Source organism: Bradyrhizobium sp. DN3, from assembly GCF_041357655.1.
Classification (GTDB): domain Bacteria; phylum Pseudomonadota; class Alphaproteobacteria; order Rhizobiales; family Xanthobacteraceae; genus Bradyrhizobium.
On record NZ_JAULLN010000005.1, the window covers coordinates 230,880 to 250,676 of the forward strand.

At 60.1% G+C, this 19,797-nt stretch carries 18 protein-coding genes and 1 pseudogene; 12 read left to right on the plus strand and 7 right to left on the minus strand.

What is annotated here, in order from left to right; genetic code table 11:
- Positions 1 to 165 precede the first annotated feature (165 nt).
- On the plus strand, positions 166 to 1,053 hold the full coding sequence (locus AAE027_RS10305) for an efflux RND transporter periplasmic adaptor subunit (protein WP_370987668.1): 888 nt from the start codon (positions 166 to 168) through the stop codon (positions 1,051 to 1,053).
- Positions 1,054 to 1,806: 753 nt separating this feature from the next.
- The gene (locus AAE027_RS10310) at positions 1,807 to 2,334 is read left to right on the plus strand and encodes a transglutaminase-like cysteine peptidase (protein WP_370987669.1); all 528 of its coding nucleotides are present in this window, start codon (positions 1,807 to 1,809) and stop codon (positions 2,332 to 2,334) included.
- Positions 2,335 to 2,594: 260 nt separating this feature from the next.
- On the opposite strand, the gene AAE027_RS10315 is transcribed toward AAE027_RS10310, so the two are convergent.
- Positions 2,595 to 2,936 carry an H-NS histone family protein gene (locus AAE027_RS10315; protein ID WP_091878262.1) on the minus strand — a complete coding sequence of 114 codons (342 nt, stop codon included), beginning with the start codon at positions 2,934 to 2,936 and terminating at the stop codon, positions 2,595 to 2,597.
- 1,090 nt (positions 2,937 to 4,026) lie between these two features.
- Here AAE027_RS10315 and AAE027_RS10320 point away from each other — a divergent pair.
- Positions 4,027 to 4,773, plus strand: a complete 747-nt coding sequence (locus tag AAE027_RS10320) for a LuxR C-terminal-related transcriptional regulator (protein WP_370987671.1) — start codon at positions 4,027 to 4,029, stop codon at positions 4,771 to 4,773.
- A 244-nt stretch (positions 4,774 to 5,017) separates the two neighbouring features.
- Here AAE027_RS10320 and AAE027_RS10325 read toward each other — a convergent pair whose 3' ends face one another.
- The gene (locus AAE027_RS10325) at positions 5,018 to 5,290 is read right to left on the minus strand and encodes a hypothetical protein (RefSeq protein WP_370987672.1); all 273 of its coding nucleotides are present in this window, start codon (positions 5,288 to 5,290) and stop codon (positions 5,018 to 5,020) included.
- A gap of 222 nt (positions 5,291 to 5,512) precedes the next feature.
- Between AAE027_RS10325 and AAE027_RS10330 the strand changes: the two are divergent.
- Positions 5,513 to 5,699, plus strand: a pseudogene (locus tag AAE027_RS10330) (hypothetical protein); the annotation flags it as partial.
- An 863-nt stretch (positions 5,700 to 6,562) separates the two neighbouring features.
- Positions 6,563 to 7,048, plus strand: a complete 486-nt coding sequence (locus tag AAE027_RS10335) for a phasin family protein (protein ID WP_244550920.1) — start codon at positions 6,563 to 6,565, stop codon at positions 7,046 to 7,048.
- Between the two features lie 290 nt (positions 7,049 to 7,338).
- Here the strand turns inward: AAE027_RS10335 and AAE027_RS10340 are convergent, their stop codons facing one another.
- Both AAE027_RS10340 and AAE027_RS10345 read right to left on the minus strand, forming a co-directional pair.
- Entirely contained in the window at positions 7,339 to 8,124 is a 786-nt protein-coding gene (locus AAE027_RS10340) for a Crp/Fnr family transcriptional regulator (protein ID WP_370987673.1), read from the minus strand.
- A gap of 427 nt (positions 8,125 to 8,551) precedes the next feature.
- Positions 8,552 to 9,019 (minus strand): MarR family winged helix-turn-helix transcriptional regulator, encoded by a 468-nt coding sequence (locus tag AAE027_RS10345; protein ID WP_370987674.1) that lies wholly within the window; start codon positions 9,017 to 9,019, stop codon positions 8,552 to 8,554.
- Positions 9,020 to 9,329: 310 nt separating this feature from the next.
- On the opposite strand from AAE027_RS10345, the gene AAE027_RS10350 reads away from it, so the two are divergent.
- From AAE027_RS10350 to AAE027_RS10360, 3 genes are all read left to right on the plus strand, one after another.
- Positions 9,330 to 9,671: a hypothetical protein gene (locus AAE027_RS10350; RefSeq protein WP_091878253.1), complete on the plus strand. Its 342-nt coding sequence runs from the start codon at positions 9,330 to 9,332 to the stop codon at positions 9,669 to 9,671.
- Between the two features lie 476 nt (positions 9,672 to 10,147).
- Entirely contained in the window at positions 10,148 to 11,347 is a 1,200-nt protein-coding gene (locus AAE027_RS10355) for an ABC transporter substrate-binding protein (protein ID WP_370987675.1), read from the plus strand.
- 133 nt (positions 11,348 to 11,480) lie between these two features.
- Positions 11,481 to 13,283, plus strand: coding sequence for an AMP-binding protein (locus AAE027_RS10360; RefSeq protein ID WP_370987676.1), 1,803 nt, complete (start codon positions 11,481 to 11,483; stop codon positions 13,281 to 13,283).
- Positions 13,284 to 13,390: 107 nt separating this feature from the next.
- Here AAE027_RS10360 and AAE027_RS10365 read toward each other — a convergent pair whose 3' ends face one another.
- Positions 13,391 to 13,903, minus strand: a complete 513-nt coding sequence (locus AAE027_RS10365) for a winged helix-turn-helix transcriptional regulator (RefSeq protein ID WP_091878246.1) — start codon at positions 13,901 to 13,903, stop codon at positions 13,391 to 13,393.
- A 232-nt stretch (positions 13,904 to 14,135) separates the two neighbouring features.
- Here AAE027_RS10365 and AAE027_RS10370 point away from each other — a divergent pair, with 232 nt between their 5' ends.
- Together AAE027_RS10370 and AAE027_RS10375 are read left to right on the plus strand one after the other, a co-directional pair.
- On the plus strand, positions 14,136 to 14,768 hold the full coding sequence (locus AAE027_RS10370; protein ID WP_370987677.1) for a 2-hydroxychromene-2-carboxylate isomerase: 633 nt from the start codon (positions 14,136 to 14,138) through the stop codon (positions 14,766 to 14,768).
- A 75-nt stretch (positions 14,769 to 14,843) separates the two neighbouring features.
- A complete protein-coding gene (locus AAE027_RS10375; RefSeq protein WP_370987678.1) occupies positions 14,844 to 16,043 on the plus strand; it encodes a CaiB/BaiF CoA transferase family protein in 1,200 nt (399 codons plus the stop codon).
- A 46-nt stretch (positions 16,044 to 16,089) separates the two neighbouring features.
- Here the strand turns inward: AAE027_RS10375 and AAE027_RS10380 are convergent, their stop codons facing one another.
- Both AAE027_RS10380 and AAE027_RS10385 read right to left on the minus strand, forming a co-directional pair.
- On the minus strand, positions 16,090 to 16,749 hold the full coding sequence (locus AAE027_RS10380; RefSeq protein WP_091878239.1) for a glutathione S-transferase family protein: 660 nt from the start codon (positions 16,747 to 16,749) through the stop codon (positions 16,090 to 16,092).
- Positions 16,749 to 17,492 (minus strand): SDR family NAD(P)-dependent oxidoreductase, encoded by a 744-nt coding sequence (locus AAE027_RS10385; RefSeq protein ID WP_370987679.1) that lies wholly within the window; start codon positions 17,490 to 17,492, stop codon positions 16,749 to 16,751. The genes AAE027_RS10380 and AAE027_RS10385 overlap by 1 nt, the downstream gene beginning before the upstream one ends.
- A 364-nt stretch (positions 17,493 to 17,856) precedes the next feature.
- On the opposite strand from AAE027_RS10385, the gene AAE027_RS10390 reads away from it, so the two are divergent.
- Positions 17,857 to 18,594: an SDR family oxidoreductase gene (locus tag AAE027_RS10390; protein ID WP_370987681.1), complete on the plus strand. Its 738-nt coding sequence runs from the start codon at positions 17,857 to 17,859 to the stop codon at positions 18,592 to 18,594.
- A 14-nt stretch (positions 18,595 to 18,608) separates the two neighbouring features.
- Positions 18,609 to 19,790, plus strand: a complete 1,182-nt coding sequence (locus tag AAE027_RS10395) for an acyl-CoA dehydrogenase family protein (protein WP_370987682.1) — start codon at positions 18,609 to 18,611, stop codon at positions 19,788 to 19,790.
- Positions 19,791 to 19,797: the final 7 nt, after the last annotated feature.

The window sequence follows — 19,797 nt, forward strand, 5'->3', positions numbered from 1 at the left end:
GGGCCCGCCATCTTGCACCAATTCATTGGACAATATTATTTTCAAGTTATGTCATTTTAAGCTTATTAAATCCAATTAATATTATATACAACAGGGCGACAGCGGAATTCGATGGGAACTCGCATGATGCGTCCGATTGAGGGAATTGCCGGCAGAGCTCGGCGGATGAACTACATCGTGTTGTGCTTATCCCTGCCTGTGGGGATCTTGCTTGCCGGTTCCGGTGCAAGGGCAGAGACCCCAGAAATCTCGGCGGGGGAGCGAGAATTCAATTGCGTGATCGAGCCGCAACAAACCGTCAAGCTGGCGAGCCCGGCAGTCGGCATGATCGCGCGCCTCGATGTTGATCGCGGCGACATCGTTCGGCAGGGCCAAATCATTGGCAAGATCGAAGATGGAGTCGAGGCCGCAACGCTGGCGCTCGCGCGGGCCCGCGCGACCAATGATGCCCCCGTGAGGTCAGCCGAAGCCCGCGCGCAGTTCCTACGTCAAAAACATGAGCGTCTGAAAGAGCTTCATACAAGGTCCGTCAGCCCACTCGCTTCACTCCAGGAAGCCGAAGCGGAGGTGCAGGTTGCCGAACAGCAGCTCAAGGAGGCGCAACTCAACAAGGAGCTTGCACGCTTGGAAGTCGCGCACGCCGAAGAGGTTCTGAATCAACGCGCGCTGCGTAGCCCGATCGACGGTGTGGTGGTCGAGCGGCTTCTCGTTCCGGGTGAATATCGAAATGACCAGAGCCCAGTCCTCACCCTCGCACAGATTGATCCGCTGAGGGTCGAAGTGTTCGTGCCCACCGCATATTTTGGTCAAATCCGTGCCGACAGCAGAGCCAAGGTGCGACCGGAGCTGCCCATCGGGGGCGTCTATATTGCCTCTGTCACCGTTGTCGACCGCGTCCTCGACGCTGCCAGCGGAACGTTCGGGGTGCGTCTGGCCTTGCCGAACCCGCGTTTGGCGCTGCCTGGGGGAATTCGCTGCAAAGTCGCATTCGTATTGGAGGGTGACAATCCGGCCCTGATGGCTGGTGACGCGCCATCATCCTTTCAAAAATAGAGTGCGTCGATCATCGCGAGAGCCTGAAGCGGTTGATTCTGTGATGCCGAAGTACGGTTCACTAAGTTTCTGGAAGAAAAAGGACTTGAACGTCCAATCCGCGCGTTCGGATTGCCCCCGATTCCAAGGCTCCATCGCAGGCTTCTGTCAGGCGACGTCCTGCGCGAGAAGCAATGGTGCTGGTGATTTCGACTCGCGTCCGCGCCCTGCGCACAAATTCGGCGCATAACCGCGGACCGAGTGCGGCGTTTGCCTGTCGCAAAAAAAATGTCTGCTCATTGCAGCCATTCGCTTGGCGAGCGAAGTCATCGCTACGATTGTCGCCTGAACTATGAGGGGACGAAGTTGGAGCCAGCGCTCCTTCGGCGCCGCCCGCCCGATAACAGCGCGACGCTCGCGACACGAACGCCACCGTCGCTGACAGACGGCATAGCCGAAGGGCAGCAGCGCTCTCGGAGAGAAGTAACCGACGCGCATTTGAACCTGCTTATCCACTGGCAGGCCCAACTTTTCTTCCGAAATTGGATTATTTAATCTCGCTGCTATTTTGCTTGATAATTATATAAAATTTAATACATTTAAATGGAGCGATTAATCGCGCAGTTCTGGCCATGGCTGGCTGCGGCTGGATCCGAACCTCAGTGGTGTTCGCAAGGGGATCGGCAGATGTATCGAGTCTCCGGCTCTGTGTTGGTTGTAGCGGTCGCCTTGATGGCCGGAGGTACTCCATGGGCGGGCGCAGGACGCCTGGCAATGCCCATGACTTCTCAAGCAGCGCTAGGGCGCATCGAACTCGGACGGCCCACGCTCCCGCCTCTGACGTACACGATGTTCTGCCTGCGCTATGAGGCCGAATGCCGCTCGCGGCGAGGCTTCCGGGGCGGCCCGGTCCGGCTGACCGAGGAGCGGTGGGCGGATCTCTTGGAGGTCAACCGCGCGGTCAATCTGGCCATTGTGCCGGTGCCCAACGACCTCGGCTTGGCCGGCGAGGCGTGGAGCGTCAATCCCGATCGCGGGGATTGCAACGACTACGCTGTAAGCAAACGTCACGAACTGCTTCGGCGTGGCTGGCCGGCGCGGGCTTTGCTACTGAGCGAGGTGATCGTCAGTTCCGGAGAACATCATTTGGTGCTGCTCGTCCGCACCCGGAGCGGGGATCTCGTGCTCGACAATCTCGCCCCAGAGATCAAGCTCTGGTCGCGAGTCCCCTATCGTTGGCTTCGCGTACAAATGCCGAGCAGTCATCAGCTGTGGGCGACGATCGACGGGAAAGGGGCGTAATCGTTACCGGGCGAGCGCGATGTGGATCGCCATTTCCTTTCCCTTGGCGCCGCGCTCCCGTGGATCGGGCTTACTGCTCATCGGTGGACCGGCAGCGGCGAGATCCCCACCATGGCCGTCGTTGCCGGCCCCGTGCAGTTCGGCATTGTGGTCAATGGGCTGCGGCCTCCTGGCGGCAAGGATGGCCCCAACCGCGGAGTAAGCCGCCCACGGCAAAGGGCATCGTCTCGGCGCGCGGCGTCGGGATAGGGCCGTGGTGCTCAGCCGGTCCGGCGCCGGCTTTGTCCGGATGGGCGGTTGATCAGTAGATCGGTCAGCTTCTTGCCGGCTCGAAGCTGCGCTTTCAGCCATCGGGGCTGCTTACCGCGACCGGACCACGTTTCGGATGGGTCCTTCGGGTTCCGGTACTTCGGCAGCACTGGGGGGTAGGGACGGCGCGCACGCTCCGCGTTCGGGGCCCCGGCAGTTCCCTCAATCCTGCGAAGCCGTTCTTCGAGCTTGGCTTTTTCCGCGATCATTCTCCGACTAAGAACAGTCGTCACCTCATCGTAAAGCCGCCACAGCTCGGCCGTGGTCGCGGATGCCCAGTCGTCCTTCTCCATGGAAGCCGTCCCCACTACTTCCGATTTGAAATAGGAGGGGGACTTATCAGGTCGAACCCGGGTCGGGCAAGCACGATCGGCTCGCGCGCAGCCCAGTGTGCAACGCGGTTCTTCTTGACGCTACCGGCCGGGTCCGTGCCTCCGACCGACCGGCCGCCTCTCGGCTGCTCTCCGCCGACGGACCCTTCGCATTGGACCAAGCAAGCGCTGCTCGGCCATCAACACGCGACTACGTAAATTCTGCAATTCGGTGAATTGAACGATCAGCGCCTTATGCGTTTGACGCAAAATAGCCGAAGAATACATGTGACCACCTACTCATGACCAGCGATGAGCCCGTGACTGCAGATTGAATGTTGCGGGTTGACGAAATGCCGCCCCAACTTTGCTGACAAGGTTTTCATCGGTGCTACTACTGAAGCAGTACAGTTATCGTTCGAGATCCCTGATCAATGGTTGGAAATAAATTCGTGCCCCTCATTTGAGCCTCCCGGCTGGCACACGACTGAGATCGGAAGGATTCCAGCCGCTGTCGCGCTTGATGACCAGTCCTCGCATTATCTTTGAATAGTATTACTTTTTTGCGCCTCCTCCTCCTCCTCCTCCTCCTCCTCCTCCTTCTGGGGCCTCCTGTCTGGGACGAGGCTTTTTGCTTCGCTCCGGTGAAACTTTGTCGAATGTTAGATTTGAATCGTGAATGTCCCTATATATCGTTCGTAATAAGTGGCCGGTGACGAGTTAGATGATGTTAACCAACACTGACGAAGCGGCCAAATTACTGCATCAATACATTCTGTGGGAGGATTTTTATGCAACTACAACTCATAATTGCAGTAGAAACCGCAGTTTAGTCGATGAATATGCGGTTTCGGATTTCCTTGAGGAGGCCCCGCATTCTTACGGTGCTGCACGCATTCTCTAAGCGAGTTACGTTGATGCGGCCATCAAGCGTTGCCGATACGTGCCGTGGCGAAGTCGGCAGTGCGACGTTTTGGCAGAACGGATTGGTTATGCCTCCTGCGCGTCTCTATAGAGGGAATGGTGGATTAAACGGCTGCATGCGGAGTTGTTAGCGATAGGCAAGGGAAGCATGCGCCGCATCAAAGTCGTCATCGCGGATCGGCACCCGATCGTTTTGCAGGGCATCAGCAGCGTCCTTGCGACGCAGCACGATTTTGCGATCGTGGCCTCCTGCGGCGATGCTGCGAGCTGCATCGAGGCGATCCGACTCCTCGTGCCGGACATTGTGCTGGTCGATAACGCAATGCCCAACGTCAGTCGACCGGATCTTCTTGCTCTGGCAAACATCGCTGGCCGAGGAGCCCGGGTCATTTTCTTCGCCGGTAAGGCTGGCGATCGCGAGTTGCAAAGGCTGGCCGCAGACGGCGCGTGCGTCGTTCTCACGAAGGATGCGCAGCCGGAGATGCTGGTCACGACCCTGCGGAAAGTTGCACAGAACCAAGGACTTGCGTCGGGGTCGACGGGCCCTGGTGGGGAGATCAGTGAGGAGCCTCGCGCAGGTGAGGAGAAGTCCCTGACACAACTGACCGACCGGGAGCGGCAGATCATGAGGCTCGTATCGGAGGGGTTGTCGAACAAGGAGATTGGGCGCCGCCTGAACATTGCCGACGGTACGATCAAGGTCCACCTTCACCACATCTTCCAGAAGCTGGATATCAGCAATCGTACAGTTCTCGCGGCATTGGCGATTTCGCAAAACGAGCAGCATGCAGCTCCGCGTGAATTCGCCCCCTCCGGGCTGCTCCAGCCGGATCCGGTGGTTCGAGATGACGAGGACGCCAAGCGCAACGGTGTCCTTCCGGAACGTACGCGTTAGCTGCAAATCGCACTTGATTGGATATTGTTGCCGTTAACCTCGCTGCACCTTCGGTGTAGGCCTTTGCTGTCGCGGGCGTGCAATGGGGCCGGTGCACGCAGGCAGGACAGGACGATTTTACCCGCGGCCTGCCGGCCCCAGCAGCACTAAAGAGGGAGTTTGACGCCGCAGCTGGCGGCGCTCTCAGAGACCTGCGAACAATCGTCGATTGTTTTCGTGCATCCTGTCCGAGATGCGTCGTTCATTACGTTAAGTGGGGGAGGTCGGTTGTCGCAGCCAGATGCTCAGCCATGTTGCGGCAGGCCCCCTCGGCCTCGGCCAGCGTTCGGAAGGGTGAGCCGCTGATCTTGACCGCGCCGTTGTTCTGGTAGAGCGGTCGCCAACTCGCCAGATAGCCGGAACGTCCGTGAAAGCCTGCACCCGTGGGGCTTCCAAAGCTGATCACAAACGAGAAGCCATCGTTGCTCGCGCTCCATATCTCCATGCGCTCAAGGGATCGATGAAACTGCAGTGGCATGGCAAATCCTGCGGTGTCTTGGTGGTCGCTCGATTAATATAAATCAGAAATAAATACATTAAATCCTCAATTTGCAAGCCCGAAATTCGACGGCCGCCGCCGCGGAGAACCGCAAGTTCAAGAGGATGCGGAAAATGGCGAAGAGCTGCCGGCTCGACACACGCTTAACAGCTGCCCATTTTCAAACAAAAGTCTTGGTTGAATGCGGATTTAATATATAATATGGGGAATAAATATTTAACTCGAGGAGAGCGCATTGTGTCCCGTGACTGCACTGAAGACGACGATCGGCGGGCATTCCTCAAAACCTGCGGAAGATTCGCGGCCGTGACACCCCCCGTCATGACGCTGCTTCTATCGACCTCCCTGACCTCGACCGCGATCGCACGTTCGGGCGGACAGACCGGTGTAACCCGAGACGACGACGGGGGCAGGTCATTCTTCGACGACGATCGTCCGTCCGGGGCAGGGTCGAGAGCCTCTGGCAGCGGGTCAGCTGGAGGTGGTGGAGCATCAGGCGGTGGCGGTGGCGGTGGTGGGGCCCCCGGAGGTGGCGGAGCATCTGGCGGTCGCCGTGGTGCGTCATCAAGTGCCGGAGGGACCTCCGGCGGTGGCGGATCCGGTGGAGGGGGAGCCGGTGGTAAAGGGCCGTTCGCGACCGGTGGGAGCTCCGAAAACCCGATCGCAGCTGGCGGCGTCGATTGTGCAGATGAAGATGACGAGGCGCGGAGACGCAATCCCGATTGCGAGCGACCCGCCACTCGAGTTTCGACTGCAACGGGATCTGAGCATTAGTGCATGCAGCTTGGTCTATCGAGCAGGAGACCTGCCATGCCTATCCGCGCTCGGGCGGACGACCCTGCTGCCGTTCTTCGCCAGCGTCTCGAAGCGCTTGCCTCCGAACTCGCAGAACTTGAGAGTCTCAGAGGCCGGGTAGATCGGGCAGAGCGCCGTCAGCGCCACCTGCGCAACCGGGCTGTCCTGGGAAAGCGAGCGAGCTCAGAAGGCAAGCAAGCAGTCGTTGCAACCTGGCAGATTTAAATTTCATCCCTGCGCCGCCTGGTCGCAATTCGTCGAATTATTGCAACGAGTGTCCGAAAGCGAACGGATGGTTCGGCTTTGATCGATCATAGTTGGCTTCGGCCGGGGGGAGGCAGTTCATTCGCAGCAGCATCCCACCATGCCGAGAATAGGGGCGCTAGTCTTCTGGCGCAGCACGTGCCGGGCGCTTTGGGGTCTTCAATCCATACCTAGTTTCGCTTGAAAGGATGAATGCTCGTGAATGATGCCAATGTGAAAGTCGAAACGCATGCCGCGAATGAGAGCTCGAACGGGGCAAAGCCAAGGTTCGAGTTGCCGCTTTTAAATTTCCAGGAACTCTTCCGCGGCTTTGCCGAGCAGGGCGCCGCGCAGGCGAGGAAAAATATTGAGAGCATGAAATCCACTTCCGAGGAGATCAGCGACGTTCTCCGTGAAGCCTGTTCTATGAACGTCAAGGGAACCATTGACTACGGCGCCAGGGTGATCGAGATCTCCAAAAACAATACCAGTGCCACCCTGGAATTTTTTTCCCGGCTCGCTGAGACCAGATCGCTGCTGGATATCGTACATCTTTCGACCGCCCAAAGCCGCGAGGCTTTCGAAGCCGCTTCCGCACAGAACCGGGAGCTTTGGGCGCTCGCGCAGAAAGTCGCGATCGATACGACCGAGCCCATCAAGACTGGCTTCAACCGGGTATTGCAAAGGACCGTCGCATAAGACCGTCTGAATCGAGGCTACCGGCCGCGCGGATCGGCTGGACAAGCCTCTCCCCGACAAGGAGAGGCGCGGTCCAGCCGATGGCGGGCGAGTGTGCTCAGAGCCGGCAATAGATTGCAGGAAATCAAGATGGGTATAGTAATGATTAAGTGCCCGGAAACGGGGAGCGCCATTTCGACGGGGATCGAGACCGATCGCGAAAGATTCCGGTGCAGCGCAGTATTCTTCTCGCGCACCTATTGCCGGATTTGCGCCGCCACACACGAGTGGTTCGCGAGGGAGGCCTGGGTCTACGAACCTGCCTTGGATAGTCGGTTACCGGTCGGCTGGCAGGCTCGCGCCGGAGCGGCGTGAAGAACCTCGGCTGCGCCCTGCGAAACGATCCGATCGATCCTGCGGCTCATCACCTTGTAGCACTCGCATGCCACGGCTTCGAGCCGCGGCCGATCAATCTCGAGCTGACCGCGCCGGTTCGATTTCAACGCTCTTGACGCGCGCAACGCGCTCACGACGTGCGTGACGGTGGTGCGGCGGACTCCCAGTAACTCCGACATGGTCTCTTGCGTCAAAGGGAGGAGATTGCCGGCATCCGCCCGGTCGTGAATGTGAAGCAGCCAGCGCGCCATCCGGGCCTCGACGGAGTGCAGGGCATTGCAAGCCGCGACGTACTGGAATTGCGTCAACAGCGATCTCGTGAAAATCTGCACCATGGATGTGATCGCAGGGCTGCGACGCAGAGCCGGCATGAATTGCGCCGCCGGAATCTGCAGCACTGACCCTGGGACGCGGACGACCGCCGTCACGGGTGAGCGGGATGCGCCAAGCGCCGACGTCAGACCGACGGCACCCTCATGACCGATTACCCCCGTGGCGGCCGTCTGCCCGTTCGGCAAGTCCACGATAAAGGCGATCGCGCCGCCGCAGGGGAAGTGAAGGTGTTCGATCCGATCGCCTGATCGGACCAGTACGGCGTCGCGCTCGAGCGCGACTTTCCGCAAATGAGGTGCAAGCAAAGCAAAATCCGCCGGCGGCAACGCTGCTAACAAACGATTACCAACTCTGGTCGCGTGGTCCATCACGGGATTCACCCCCGACGGATAACCGGCGCTGGGACTCGTGCCGGTCGTGCCGAGCTGCTCTGCAGAGTGACAGCTCAACAGCAAGCCAACCGGCCACCTCAGATATGGTTCCAGCGATGAATGGGCATGCCGGACAGCCGCCCCCTGCGGCCGAGATCCTGTCGCGGCTCCAGTGGCGTCCGGCAGCGCCGCCGCACAACTGATCGCATCAACCTTGTGCTCACCAGGCCTACGCGGGAGCCGAAAGAGGGTTGTGCCAGCGACCACTCTCCGAACAAGCACGTCGGCCGCGATCAGTGACGCGCAAGGTGCGGACTGCAAGCGCGCTCTGAGATTATTCGGGGTCGAACTAATTCCCGCAAGAATGTTCTGACCCGGACCAACACTGGTGCAATGACGAGAGCGCCGAATTGAATCGTATGATCTACTCAGGGCGAGGGAGAGGGAGGTCAACGATCCGCTTCATCAAATCGCGCAGATCGGCGGCTTCCTGTTCGCCCATGGCCTCTTCAAAGGCTGTCTGCGCGAGCCGCCATGCAGCCAGGGCTCGCCCATGCGTCTTATGACCCTGCCTTGTGATCGTAACGATACGCTCCCGTCGGTCATTCTTGCCGACTGAAATCTCGACGAAGCCGTCACGCACGAGCGGCCTCAGGTTATGCCCCGTGGTCGCACGATCCATGGACATCAGCTTGGCGAGCTGGGCCATGGTCATCGGCCCTGACGTTACGAGATAACCCAACAAACTGTATTGCGTCGATTTGAGCCCGCTCGAGGCTAGCGCGAGGTCATAGTACCGGGAGAGACGTCTGGCTGCGCGGCGGACTTGATTGCAGTTACAGCGCGCCGGGTCATCGACCAGATTGGATGCTTTTGCTGCTGCTCTCGGCATCAATACCCCTCTCAGCGTCCAACATATCACACGGCTCCTATTTGTTGTCGATAGTTCCAGAACCGCACGCGCGCGCGAGAGCGTTGCGCGCTGACGCTTCCTGCTGTATATCCAAATATAGTTTGATATGCCCCTATTTTGACGGCGATCGGACTCTCAGCGCGTTCGCTCGGCGCGCCGGGCGCAGCCGGAGGAGGAAGACATGGAATCTCCAGTCTTGATCACGGGTGGCGCAGGAACCGTTGGTCATTTACGACGTCGTCCTGCGATAGGCCGATGTGTACACGGCTAGAAACCAGGGCTACCCGCTATGAAGCGCATCGTGTGGTCACTGGCCCTCATCATGCTGGCAACGTCTGCGCCGGCGCGTGACGATGGTCGCTACGCCAATTCACCGCTGAAGGAATGGTTCGAGAGCCTGTCCAGCGAGCTCGGACCATGTTGCTCGGACGCCGATGGATATTTTGTCGCCGATATCGATTGGGAATCCGATCACGGCCACTACCGGGTGCGCATCGATGGCGAATGGGTGATGGTGCCGGACGGCGCCGTGGTCGCACAGCCAAACAAGACTGGGCGGACTATGGTCTGGAAATACTATATTGACGGTCATCCGCGGGTCCGCTGCTTCATGCGGGGCACGATGATCTGACATGGGAGATCTGGCTTCAGCAGGAGCGTGATTGTTCGCTCTCCCATGACTGCGCCCCGCGATACCTGGCGTTGTCCGACTCGAGGGCCCGATAGAGCCGCGCAGCAAGATCGCAAGCGTGCCCAAATAAGTACAATAATAGAACTGATGATCTCGACGACGAGGCGCTCCGCTTCCCCACGCGGCATTCCGATTGAAGGCGCTTCGCTGCTATTTGCGTGGAGACTGGCACGTCTCACCGGACGCAGCATGTGCGGTCCGTCCCAAAGCGATGGTCATCAAATCGCTTGACGAGTTCAAAAAAAGAACTGTAGATTTTGTGACAAGATGGCCGAGCTGAACGGCCGCAGGGCCTACCGCGCTGGCCAACCACGCTTGGACGGCGAGGCGCGCAATTCGCTCGGCGCGGTGCCGGGCGGGCGGTCAGCAAAACACAATGGCGTGCCCGGATGGGTGCGCATCAGGGAGGACGGGTCATGTTGGCGAAATGGAAGAGTCTTGCGGCTCTGGCTTTGCTTTTGAGCAGTCCAGCCTTCGCAGCCGACGAGCCGGGAGTTACCGCGACCGAGATCAAGATTGGCGGGGTGTTTCCGTTCAGCGGACCTGCGTCATCGATCGGTCTCGTGGGCAAGGGCCTCATCGCCTACGTTCAATCGGTGAATGACCGCGGCGGCATCAATGGCCGCAAGATCAACTACATCGCATATGACGACGCCTACAGTCCTCCGAAAGCGGTGGAGCACGTCCGCAAGCTCGTCGAGAGCGATGAAGTGGCGTTCATGTTCGGCCAGCTCGGCACGCCTGGCCTTTCGGCCACAGCAAAATACCTGAGGGCGAAAGCGGTGCCCAGCATCGCAATCATCAGCGGCTCGTCGAAATTCACGGACGTTGGCAGTTATCCGCTGACGACGACAGGCCTTGTCAGCTACGACACCGAAGGAAAAATCTACGCCAAATATCTGATCAGGACGCTGCCGAACGCCAAATACGCCATCCTCTATCAGAACGACGATCTCGGCAAAGATTACGTCAATGCCTTCAAGAGCTTTCTCGGCAAGGACTACGACCGAAAGGTCGTCAGCGCGTCCTATGAGGTCACGGAGCCGACCGTCGATTCGCAGATCACAACCCTGAAAAGCTCTGGTGCCGACGCCCTGATGATCGCGGGAACGCCGAAATTCGCAGCGCAGGCGATCCGGCAAGCTTCTGTGATCGGCTGGAAAGCAACCGTGATCATCAACTTTCCGTCCGGTTCGGTCGGAGGCACGCTCGCGCCGGCTGGCCTCGACAAATCAGTCGGTGTGATCGTCGGGACGATCAACAAGGACGTCGTGGATCCGACATGGAAAGACGATCCCGCCATGCAGGCTTATCGGGCGTTTCTCGACAAGTACCTGGCCGGCGTCGATATCACCAACGGCAGCTACCTGACCGGCTATCAGCAAGGCGTCCTGCTCGAGCAGATCCTGAAGCAATGCGGCAATGACCTGTCCCGCAAGAACATTCTGGCGCAGGCCAAGAACCTCAGGGATTTCGTCGTCCCGACCGCGCTGCCCGGGATCAAGGTGAACACCAGCGAATCCGAGAACATGATCTGGACGCAGATGCGTTTGCAACGATGGACCGGATCGACCTGGGAAGCCTTCGGCGAGGTGTTGGACGCCAGGTCCGAATGATTTCGCCCCAGCCAGAGTGACGGACGCGGCATCAGTTGCGTCCGAGCTTGCTCTGCGCCGGCAGGCCGCCGCTGGGCAAGACAGGACTGCACCGCCTGCGGTCGCCTTTCAGCAATTCGGGAGATCATTTTCGATGTCGACGACCGCACTGACGTTTGCACCCCGCGAGGTTTCCATCGAGCGTCGAACCGACGGCACGCTTATCTTGAGCTCACCACTCGAATGGACGCCGTGCGACTGGCGCATCACCGATTTTCTGCCGCGCTGGGCCAATGCCGTTCCGGATCGGGTTTTCCTTGCGCAGCGCAATGCCAAGGGAGGATGGGACGAGATCACCTATGGTGAGGCATGGTCGCAGGTTCAGGCGGTCGGCCAAGGCCTGATCGATTTGGGCGCTAAGCCTGCCGACAAGCTTGCGGTGCTTTCCGGAAACTCCATCGAGAACGCGGTGATCTCGTTTGCGGCGATGTCGATCGGGGTCATCTTGGCGCCGATCTCGCCGAACTACACGCTGATGCCGGGGGGCCTCGCACGCCTCAAGGACATCGCGGAAGTGCTGCGCCCGAGCTTCGTATTCGTTCAAAGCGGACGCGACTTTTCCGCCAGCCGCGCGATTCCCGAATTGGCGGCCGCGACCTGGTTCAGCGTCGATGGCGCGCCGGATACGGTGCCTTTTCAGGCTCTGGCGGCTCGAACCGGGAGCGAAGGATTCGATCGCGCATCGCGTGAGGTGCCTTGCGACGCCGTCGCAAAGATTCTCTTCACGTCAGGTTCGACCGGCTTCCCCAAAGGGGTGCTCAACACCCATCGCATGATGGCAAGCTCCCTGCAAATGGGCAGCCTGCTCGTGTCACCTCCGGCCGTGCCGGTGCAGGTTGAATGGCTGCCCTGGCACCATACGATGGGCAGTAATGTCATCCTTCACGGCATCCTGAAGAATGGCGGGACGCTCTATATCGATGATGGCCGGCCGCTGCCGCAGCTCTTTCACAAGACAGTCGCCAATCTCAGGGAGATTTCACCGACCGCCATGTTCAACGTGCCTGCCGGCTATAACCTCTTATGTGATGCGATCGAGAACGACCTCGACCTTGGCGCCACCGTGTTCAAGCGGATGGACCGATTGAGTTATGCCGGCGCCGCAATTTCGCAGGGCACCCTGGAAAAACTCTATCGATTGACATTCGCGGTCACCGGCCGACGAATTCCTGTCATGTCGGGCTATGGCACGACCGAAACGGCGCCGACAATCAGTTCGACGCATTGGGCAACGGACCAGCCCGGAGAGATCGGTCTTCCCGCGCCGGGGTTGCAGCTCAAGCTCATCCCGGTCTCCGATACCTACGAGGCCAGGGTCAAGGGCCCTAACGTCACGCCCGGCTATCTCGAAAGGCCGGATTTGACGGAAAGGGCCTTCGATGAGGAAGGATTCTACCGCATCGGCGACACTGTCTCGTTTCTGGATCCAGGGAAGCCGGAGCTTGGGCTGCGCTTTACGGGAAGAATTTCCGAGAACTTCAAGCTTGCGAATGGCACCTGGGTCTCGATCGGAAACATGCGCGCGGCAATCCTGGCCGCGACGCGCGGCGTCTTGCTCGACATCGTCGTTGCGGGCGAAAATCGCGAGGCGTGCGCGCTGCTCTGCTGGTTGAATCCGACCGAGGCGACGCGAGTTTCAACGAACCCAGCCGCAGATCTGACCTGCGATCCCTTCGTGATTCAATTTCTAAGGGATTGTTTTCAGAAATATAACGAGACCGTCGGAAGCAGCGAAAGAGTTTGTTCCTTCTCTCTGCTGAAGGATCCGCCATCAATGGCTGCCGGAGAGATCACGGACAAGGCCTATGTCAACCAACGCGCCGTGCTGAAGGTTCGCTCCGAACAGGTTGAACGCCTCTATACCAGCGAACCGGGCCGCGATGTGGTCCGAGTGTAAGGGCGAGTTGAGCGACATCGCGTGTCGGCCTGACGGCGCCCGCATGCGCTCCCTTGCGTTGCTATCCGATGCGCGGACCCTCGAGCAGCATTCCGTGGGCGGCCATCTCAAGCGGCGCGCGAGCGCGTCTTTGTCTTCCGGACCTCCGGCGCCGCCGTCGCGGGGGTGCCGCGGGCACCTGGTCCCGGATGAGTATGAACCTCCTTGGCCGACAGCGGCTCGCCGCATTCAGAGCACACCATGACCGGATCGAAGTCCTTTCCGCACTTGCGGTGCTGGTGCAGCAACGGTCGGCCGCGCTCGTCGACCATGTGGGTATCGCCCCAATGCACGATCGCCATCATGATCGGATAGAGGTCGAGGCCCTTCTGGGTCAGGATATATTCGTGACGCTTGGGGGATTCCTGGTAGGGAATACGGCGCAGGATGCCCTGCCGAACCAGCTTTTTCAGCCGTTCGGCGAGCAAGTGTCGTGTGATTCCGAGCGCCGACTGAAATCCCTCGAAACGGCGCGTGCGCAGGAAGCATTCACGCAGGATCAGAAGAGTCCAGCGATCGCCGATCACGCCGATGGTTCGGGCCATCGAACATGGCTCTTCCTCGAGTTCTTTCCACTTCATTCACCCACTCCAATCGTCCCGGCACAGGCCGTCTCCAATCGTCGCGGAGATCGGCACCGACTCTTGCATTCTAGATAGGTACTAGATTTCAAACAATACCCTTCCCAGTAGCCAAAATCAGCGGATTACAGGCAGATTTGACAGTTCTATTTAAGAACTATATGGTTGCCGAAAGTCGCGCTGGCGATCGGACCGCCAGTGACTGCCATTCGCTCTCCCGGAGAAGGCCGAGATGACCCTGAAGGTTGAATTCCAGTTCGATTTCGGTAGCCCGAACGCCTACCTGGCGGAAGTGGCCATCCCTGGCATTGAGCAGCGGACCGGCGTGAAATTCGCGTACGTCCCAGTTCTGCTCGGCGGCATCTACAAGGCGACCGGCAACATGTCGCCGTTCGACTCGCTGCGCGGCATCAAGAACAAGCCGGAATATCAGGCGCTGGAGACCCAGCGGTTTATCCGACGCCACAACATCACGAAGTTTCGCCAGAATCCCTTCTTTCCCGTCAACACGCTGATGCTGATGCGCGGTGCTGTCGCTGCCCAGTTCGAGGGCATGTTCGAGCCCTATTTCCGCGCCGCCTATCATCATATGTGGGAAGAGCCGAAGAAAATGGACGACCTCGAAATCTTCCGTCGCGCGTTTGTCTCCTCGGGCATCGATGTCGATCGGCTGTTGGCGCGCGCGCAGCAGGATGACGTCAAGAAGAGGCTGATTGATCTGACCAACGATGCCGTCAGCCGGGGAGCATTCGGCTCTCCGACCTTTTTCGTCGGAAAGGAAATGTTCTTCGGCAAGGACCAGATCCGAGACGTCGAGGAATCGATCGTCGAGCAGACCAGGCAACCTGTTCCCAAGACGGCCTGACGGCGGCGACTGTCCGGGCTGCGTGGCGAAGCCGCTCTCGGACCCAAAGCAAACGTAAATTCAGGGAGAATGCCCATGCCCGGCCCACTTCACGGCGTTCGAGTGCTCGATTTGACCGGCGTGGTGTCGGGCCCGTTCGCGACCATGTTTCTGGCGGATCAGGGCGCCGACGTGCTGAAGATCGAGCCGATCGGCGGCGACATTACCCGCCGCAGCCGCGCCACCATCGACAAGGAGGGCGAGTTCTCCGCGCTATTCATCTCTTCAAACCGCGGCAAGCGCTCGCTGTCGATCGACGTCAAGAGCATGTCGGGGCGCGAGGTGCTCACCCGGCTGGTCGCGCAGGCCGATGTCCTGGTGCAGAATTTCCGGCCAGGCACCATGGAACGTCTCGGTCTCGGCGTTGAGGAATTGCGCCAGCGCCATCCGCGCCTGATCTACGTCTCCATCAGCGGGGTCGGCGATACCGGACCCTATGTAAAGAAGCGCGTCTATGATCCGATCGTTCAGGGATTGTCGGGCTTCGCCGATATCCAGTCGCAGCCGGTCACGAACCGGCCGCAGATGATCCGCACCATCGTATGTGACAAGACCACCGCGGTGTTCACCGCTCAGGCGGTGGCGGCGGCGCTCTATGCGCGTGAGAAGACGGGGCAGGGCGACCACATCCAAGTGGCGATGCTGGATGCGATGATCTCCTACCTCTGGCCGGAAGGCATGATGCAGTACACGGTGGTCGGCGCCGAGGCCGCCACTGTCGATCCGAATGATCGGCCGGACCTGGTGTTCAAGACCAGCGACGGCTACATCACCGCCGGCACCATCTCCGACTCCGAATGGCAGGGCTTTTGCCGCGCCTCCGGCGATCCGGAGCTTGCCAAGGATCCTCGGTTCGCGACCCCGGCGGCGCGCTCGGTCAATGCCACCGCGCGGATCAACAAGATGGCGGAATATATCGGCCAGCATACGACAGCCGAGTGGCTGGAGCGTCTCGACGCCGCGGACGTGCCCTGCGCACCAATCCTGCGCCGGAGTGAGATCATTCATAACGAACAGGTGGTAGCGCGCGGCATCATCGCTGAATTCGATCAGCCGAAAGTCGGCCGTGTCCGGCAGCCGAAACCGGCAGCCCGCTTCGAGATCAACCAGGCTGCGATCGGCGGGCCGGCCCCCCGGGTCGGCGAGCATTCGCGCGAGGTGCTGCGCGATCTCGGATACGACGACGGCGCCATCGACAAAATGATTGCCGAGCGCGCCCTGCGCGTGGCTGTGTAGGCAGAAGCGTTAGCGCTGCCGGCGATCGCTTGGAGCTTTGCCGGCCCTACCGCAACGGGGCCACAGGAACATTAGCCGCGACCGCTCGCTGATAGGCCTCCCGTCGCTGGATGCGTTCGAGGTAGGGCAGCGCATTCTCGCAAATGCCGACGCCATAAGCGATGGCCCAGTCAAGGCACGTCGTAAGGAGGATATCTGCGCTGCTGAAGCGCTCGCCCATGAGAAACGGCCGGCCGTCAGCCAAGGCGACTTCAACGTGGCGCAGCTGGCCGCGAAAGTACTCCGCGGCTTGAGCGACGACTTCAGGTGCGACGCCATAGATGTGTCCCAGCGCGTCCGCCCGGTGGCGGCGCATGACGTAAAGGCTCGTGGAATCGAGCTCGGCCACGACAAAGAAGCACCATTCGAGCCACGCGGCATAGTCGTGGGTGGACTCCGGAATCAGCGAGCGTTCCGGCGTCGAATACATGCGCGACAAATAGGCAACGATCGCGGCGCTCTCGCCGATGCAGAAGTCGCCATCCTGCAACAGTGGGATCTTCTGGCGGGGATTGAGCCTGGTATATTCAGCGGTTTTGGTTTCGCCTGTCCGAGGTCCGATCGGCTTGACCTTATAGGATAGGCCAAGTTCGTGCATCGCCCAGTGTGCACGAATGGTGCGGCTTGTGCCGGCGCCCCACAGCGTGAGATCGGGTGTCGCGTTCATCACCACTTCTCCACCGACGGACGAAGATCGAGTTCATGGGTCCAGCCGTCGCGGCTCTGCTGGTGCGTGAACCAATAGGCTTCTGCGATAGAGGAGGTCTTCGTCAGGCTGTCCGGCGGGATCGCGCCTGCCCCGATCCCCTTTGCCGCTTTCATGCGCTGGTGGATGGCTTCGCTATCGACGCCGGCATCGATGATGAGGTGGACGACATGGATATTCTTCGGCCCAAGCTCGCGCGCCATGGCCTGGGCCACTGCGCGAAGGCCGAATTTTGCCGATGAAAACGCGGCAAAGCCCTGGCCGCCGCGAAGGCTGGCGGTCGCTCCGGTAAAGAAGATGGTGCCGTGCCCGCGCGGCAGCATGACGCGCGCGGCTTCGCGGCCCACGAGGAATCCGGCGTAGCAGGCCAGCTCCCAGGCCTTGAAGAAGAGCTTCTCCGTGGTGTCCACGAGCGGCTTGTTGACGTTCGATCCGGCATTGAAAAGGCAGACCTCGATCGGCCCGATATCGCGTTCAACGTCGGAAAAGAGCTTCTGCACCTCGGCTTCCTGCCGCGCATCGACGCTGAAGGCGTGGATACGACAGCCGGCAGCCGTCAGCTCGTCCACGAGCCCCTGGGATTTGGTTGCGTCGCGCCGGCAGATGCAAACCGTGTATCCGCCTTTGGCAAAGCGCCGGGCGACGGCGGCCCCGATCGCATCGCCCGCGCCCACCAGGATTGCCACGCCCAGACCTTCCATCATGATCGCTTTTCTCCCTATAAGTTCTTATTTGGTACTTATAGCTAACCGTTCGCCGCAGCGTTGTAAACGACGTTCTGCAAAGCTAAATAAAGCGACAGCTACTCTGCCACTCTGGCAGTAAGTTGCCAGATGGCCCATTTAGCAATTGACGAGTTCTAAAAAAGAACGTTAACTCCAATTCGAATAAGCCTCGGCCAAGGACCGAGGCTCATCGTTTCGGGAGGTTGGCGGTGGCGGGGTTTTTCAGGCGCGGCCGATATCGCAGGCGACCGGGTGATCACGATGCGCGAACAGCGCAATGGGCTGGATGCTCCGGCACCGGCAGAACAGCTTCAACAGGTCTAATTTAACCGGGAGACGACCCTTGCAAAAGAGAAACGCAACCGTGGCCGTGATCGGTGCCGGCGACTATATCGGCGGCGAGATCGCAAAGAAGTTTGCCTCGGAGGGCTTCACGGTGTTTGCCGGGCGCCGGAACGGCGCCAAGCTCGAGCCGCTCGTCAAGGACATCGAGGCGGCCGGCGGCGAGATTCACGCGCGTTCGCTCGATGCGCGCAAGGAGGAGGAGATCATCTCCTTCCTGGGAGACGCCGACAAGCACGCGCCGCTCGAGGTCTGCATTTTCAACATCGGCGCCAACGTCAATTTCCCGATTCTGGAAACGACCGAGCGCGTCTTCCGCAAGGTCTGGGAGATGGCCTGCTATTCCGGCTTTCTCGCTGGCCGCGAAGCCGCGCGGCTGATGCTGCCTCGCGGCAAGGGCAACATCTTCTTCACAGGTGCAACGGCGAGCCTGCGCGGCGGAATTGGCTATGCAGCCTTCGCCAGTGCCAAGTTCGGTCTGCGGGCCGTTGCCCAGGCCGCGGCGCGCGAGCTGGGGCCGAAGAACATTCACGTGGCGCATCTCATCATCGACTCCGGGGTCGACACCGAATGGGTGCGGCAGCGGCGGATCGAGGCGCTCGGTCCGAACGCCCTCGATAATCCTGATCTGTTGATGCCGCCGTCGTCGGTCGCGGAATCCTATTGGCTGCTGTATCAGCAGCCGCGCAGCGCCTGGACCTTCGAACTGGAGATCCGCCCCTTCGGTGAGAAGTGGTAGCGGAGACTGTTGCGATGGAGCTCAATCTTTCCAGCGAGGATGCTGCCTTTCGCGATGAGGTACGCACATTCATTGCGGAAAACTATCCGCAGGGAATGCGCGTTCCGAATCCCGAGACGGATTTGACCAAGGAGCAGTCGCTGCTCTGGCATCGAATTCTCTACAAGAAGGGCTGGATCGCGCCGCTCTGGCCCAAGGAGTACGGCGGTCCGGGCTGGTCGATCACGCAACGCTTCATCTTTGAGCAGGAAACCTCTCGGGCCGGAACGCTGCCGCCGCTCGCGTTCAGCGTGACCATGGTCGGACCGGTGATCTACACGTTCGGCAACGAGGCGCAGAAGAAGAAGTTTCTGCCGCGGATTCTATCCGGCGAAGATTGGTGGTGCCAGGGCTATTCGGAGCCGGGCTCCGGCTCGGACCTCGCGACCGTCAGAACCAAGGCGGTGCGCGAGGGTGACCACTACATCGTCAACGGGCACAAGACCTGGACCACGCTGGCGCAGCACGCAGACTGGATCTTCTGCCTGGTCCGCACCGATCCGAATGCGAAGCCGCAATCCGGGATCTCCTTCCTGCTGATCGACATGAAGTCGCCCGGGGTGACGGTGCGGCCGATCATCACGATCGACGGCAGCCATGAAGTCAACGACGTCTTCCTCGAGAACGTCCGCGTGCCGGTGGAGAATCTTGTCGGCGAGGAGAACAAGGGCTGGACTTACGCCAAGTTCCTGCTCGGCAACGAGCGGACCAGCATGGCGGGCATCGGCCGGTCGACCCGTTACATCGGGAAGCTGAAGCAGATCGTGAAGGCCGAGATACCGGCGGACGATCCGGCACATCTCGAGTTTCTGCGGGACATTGCCCGCATTGAGCTCGATGTGCTGGCTCTGGAGGCGACAGAGCTGCGCGTCGTCGCCCAGATGGCGCGCGGCATCGATCCGGGGCCGGCGGCGTCGCTGTTCAAGATTCGCGGCACCGAGATCTTCCAGAACATCACCGAACTTACTCACCGCGCGATGGGCAATTACGGCCTTGCGATCCGCGAGCATCCGGCCAGCGCCAACCGCTTCATGCCGGGCCCCGACTACGGACATACCGCGTCGGAGAAATACCTGAACGCGCGCAAGCTCAGCATCTACGGCGGATCGAACGAGATCCAGCGAAACATCATCGCCAAAGCAGTGCTCGGCCTTTAGGCGCAGC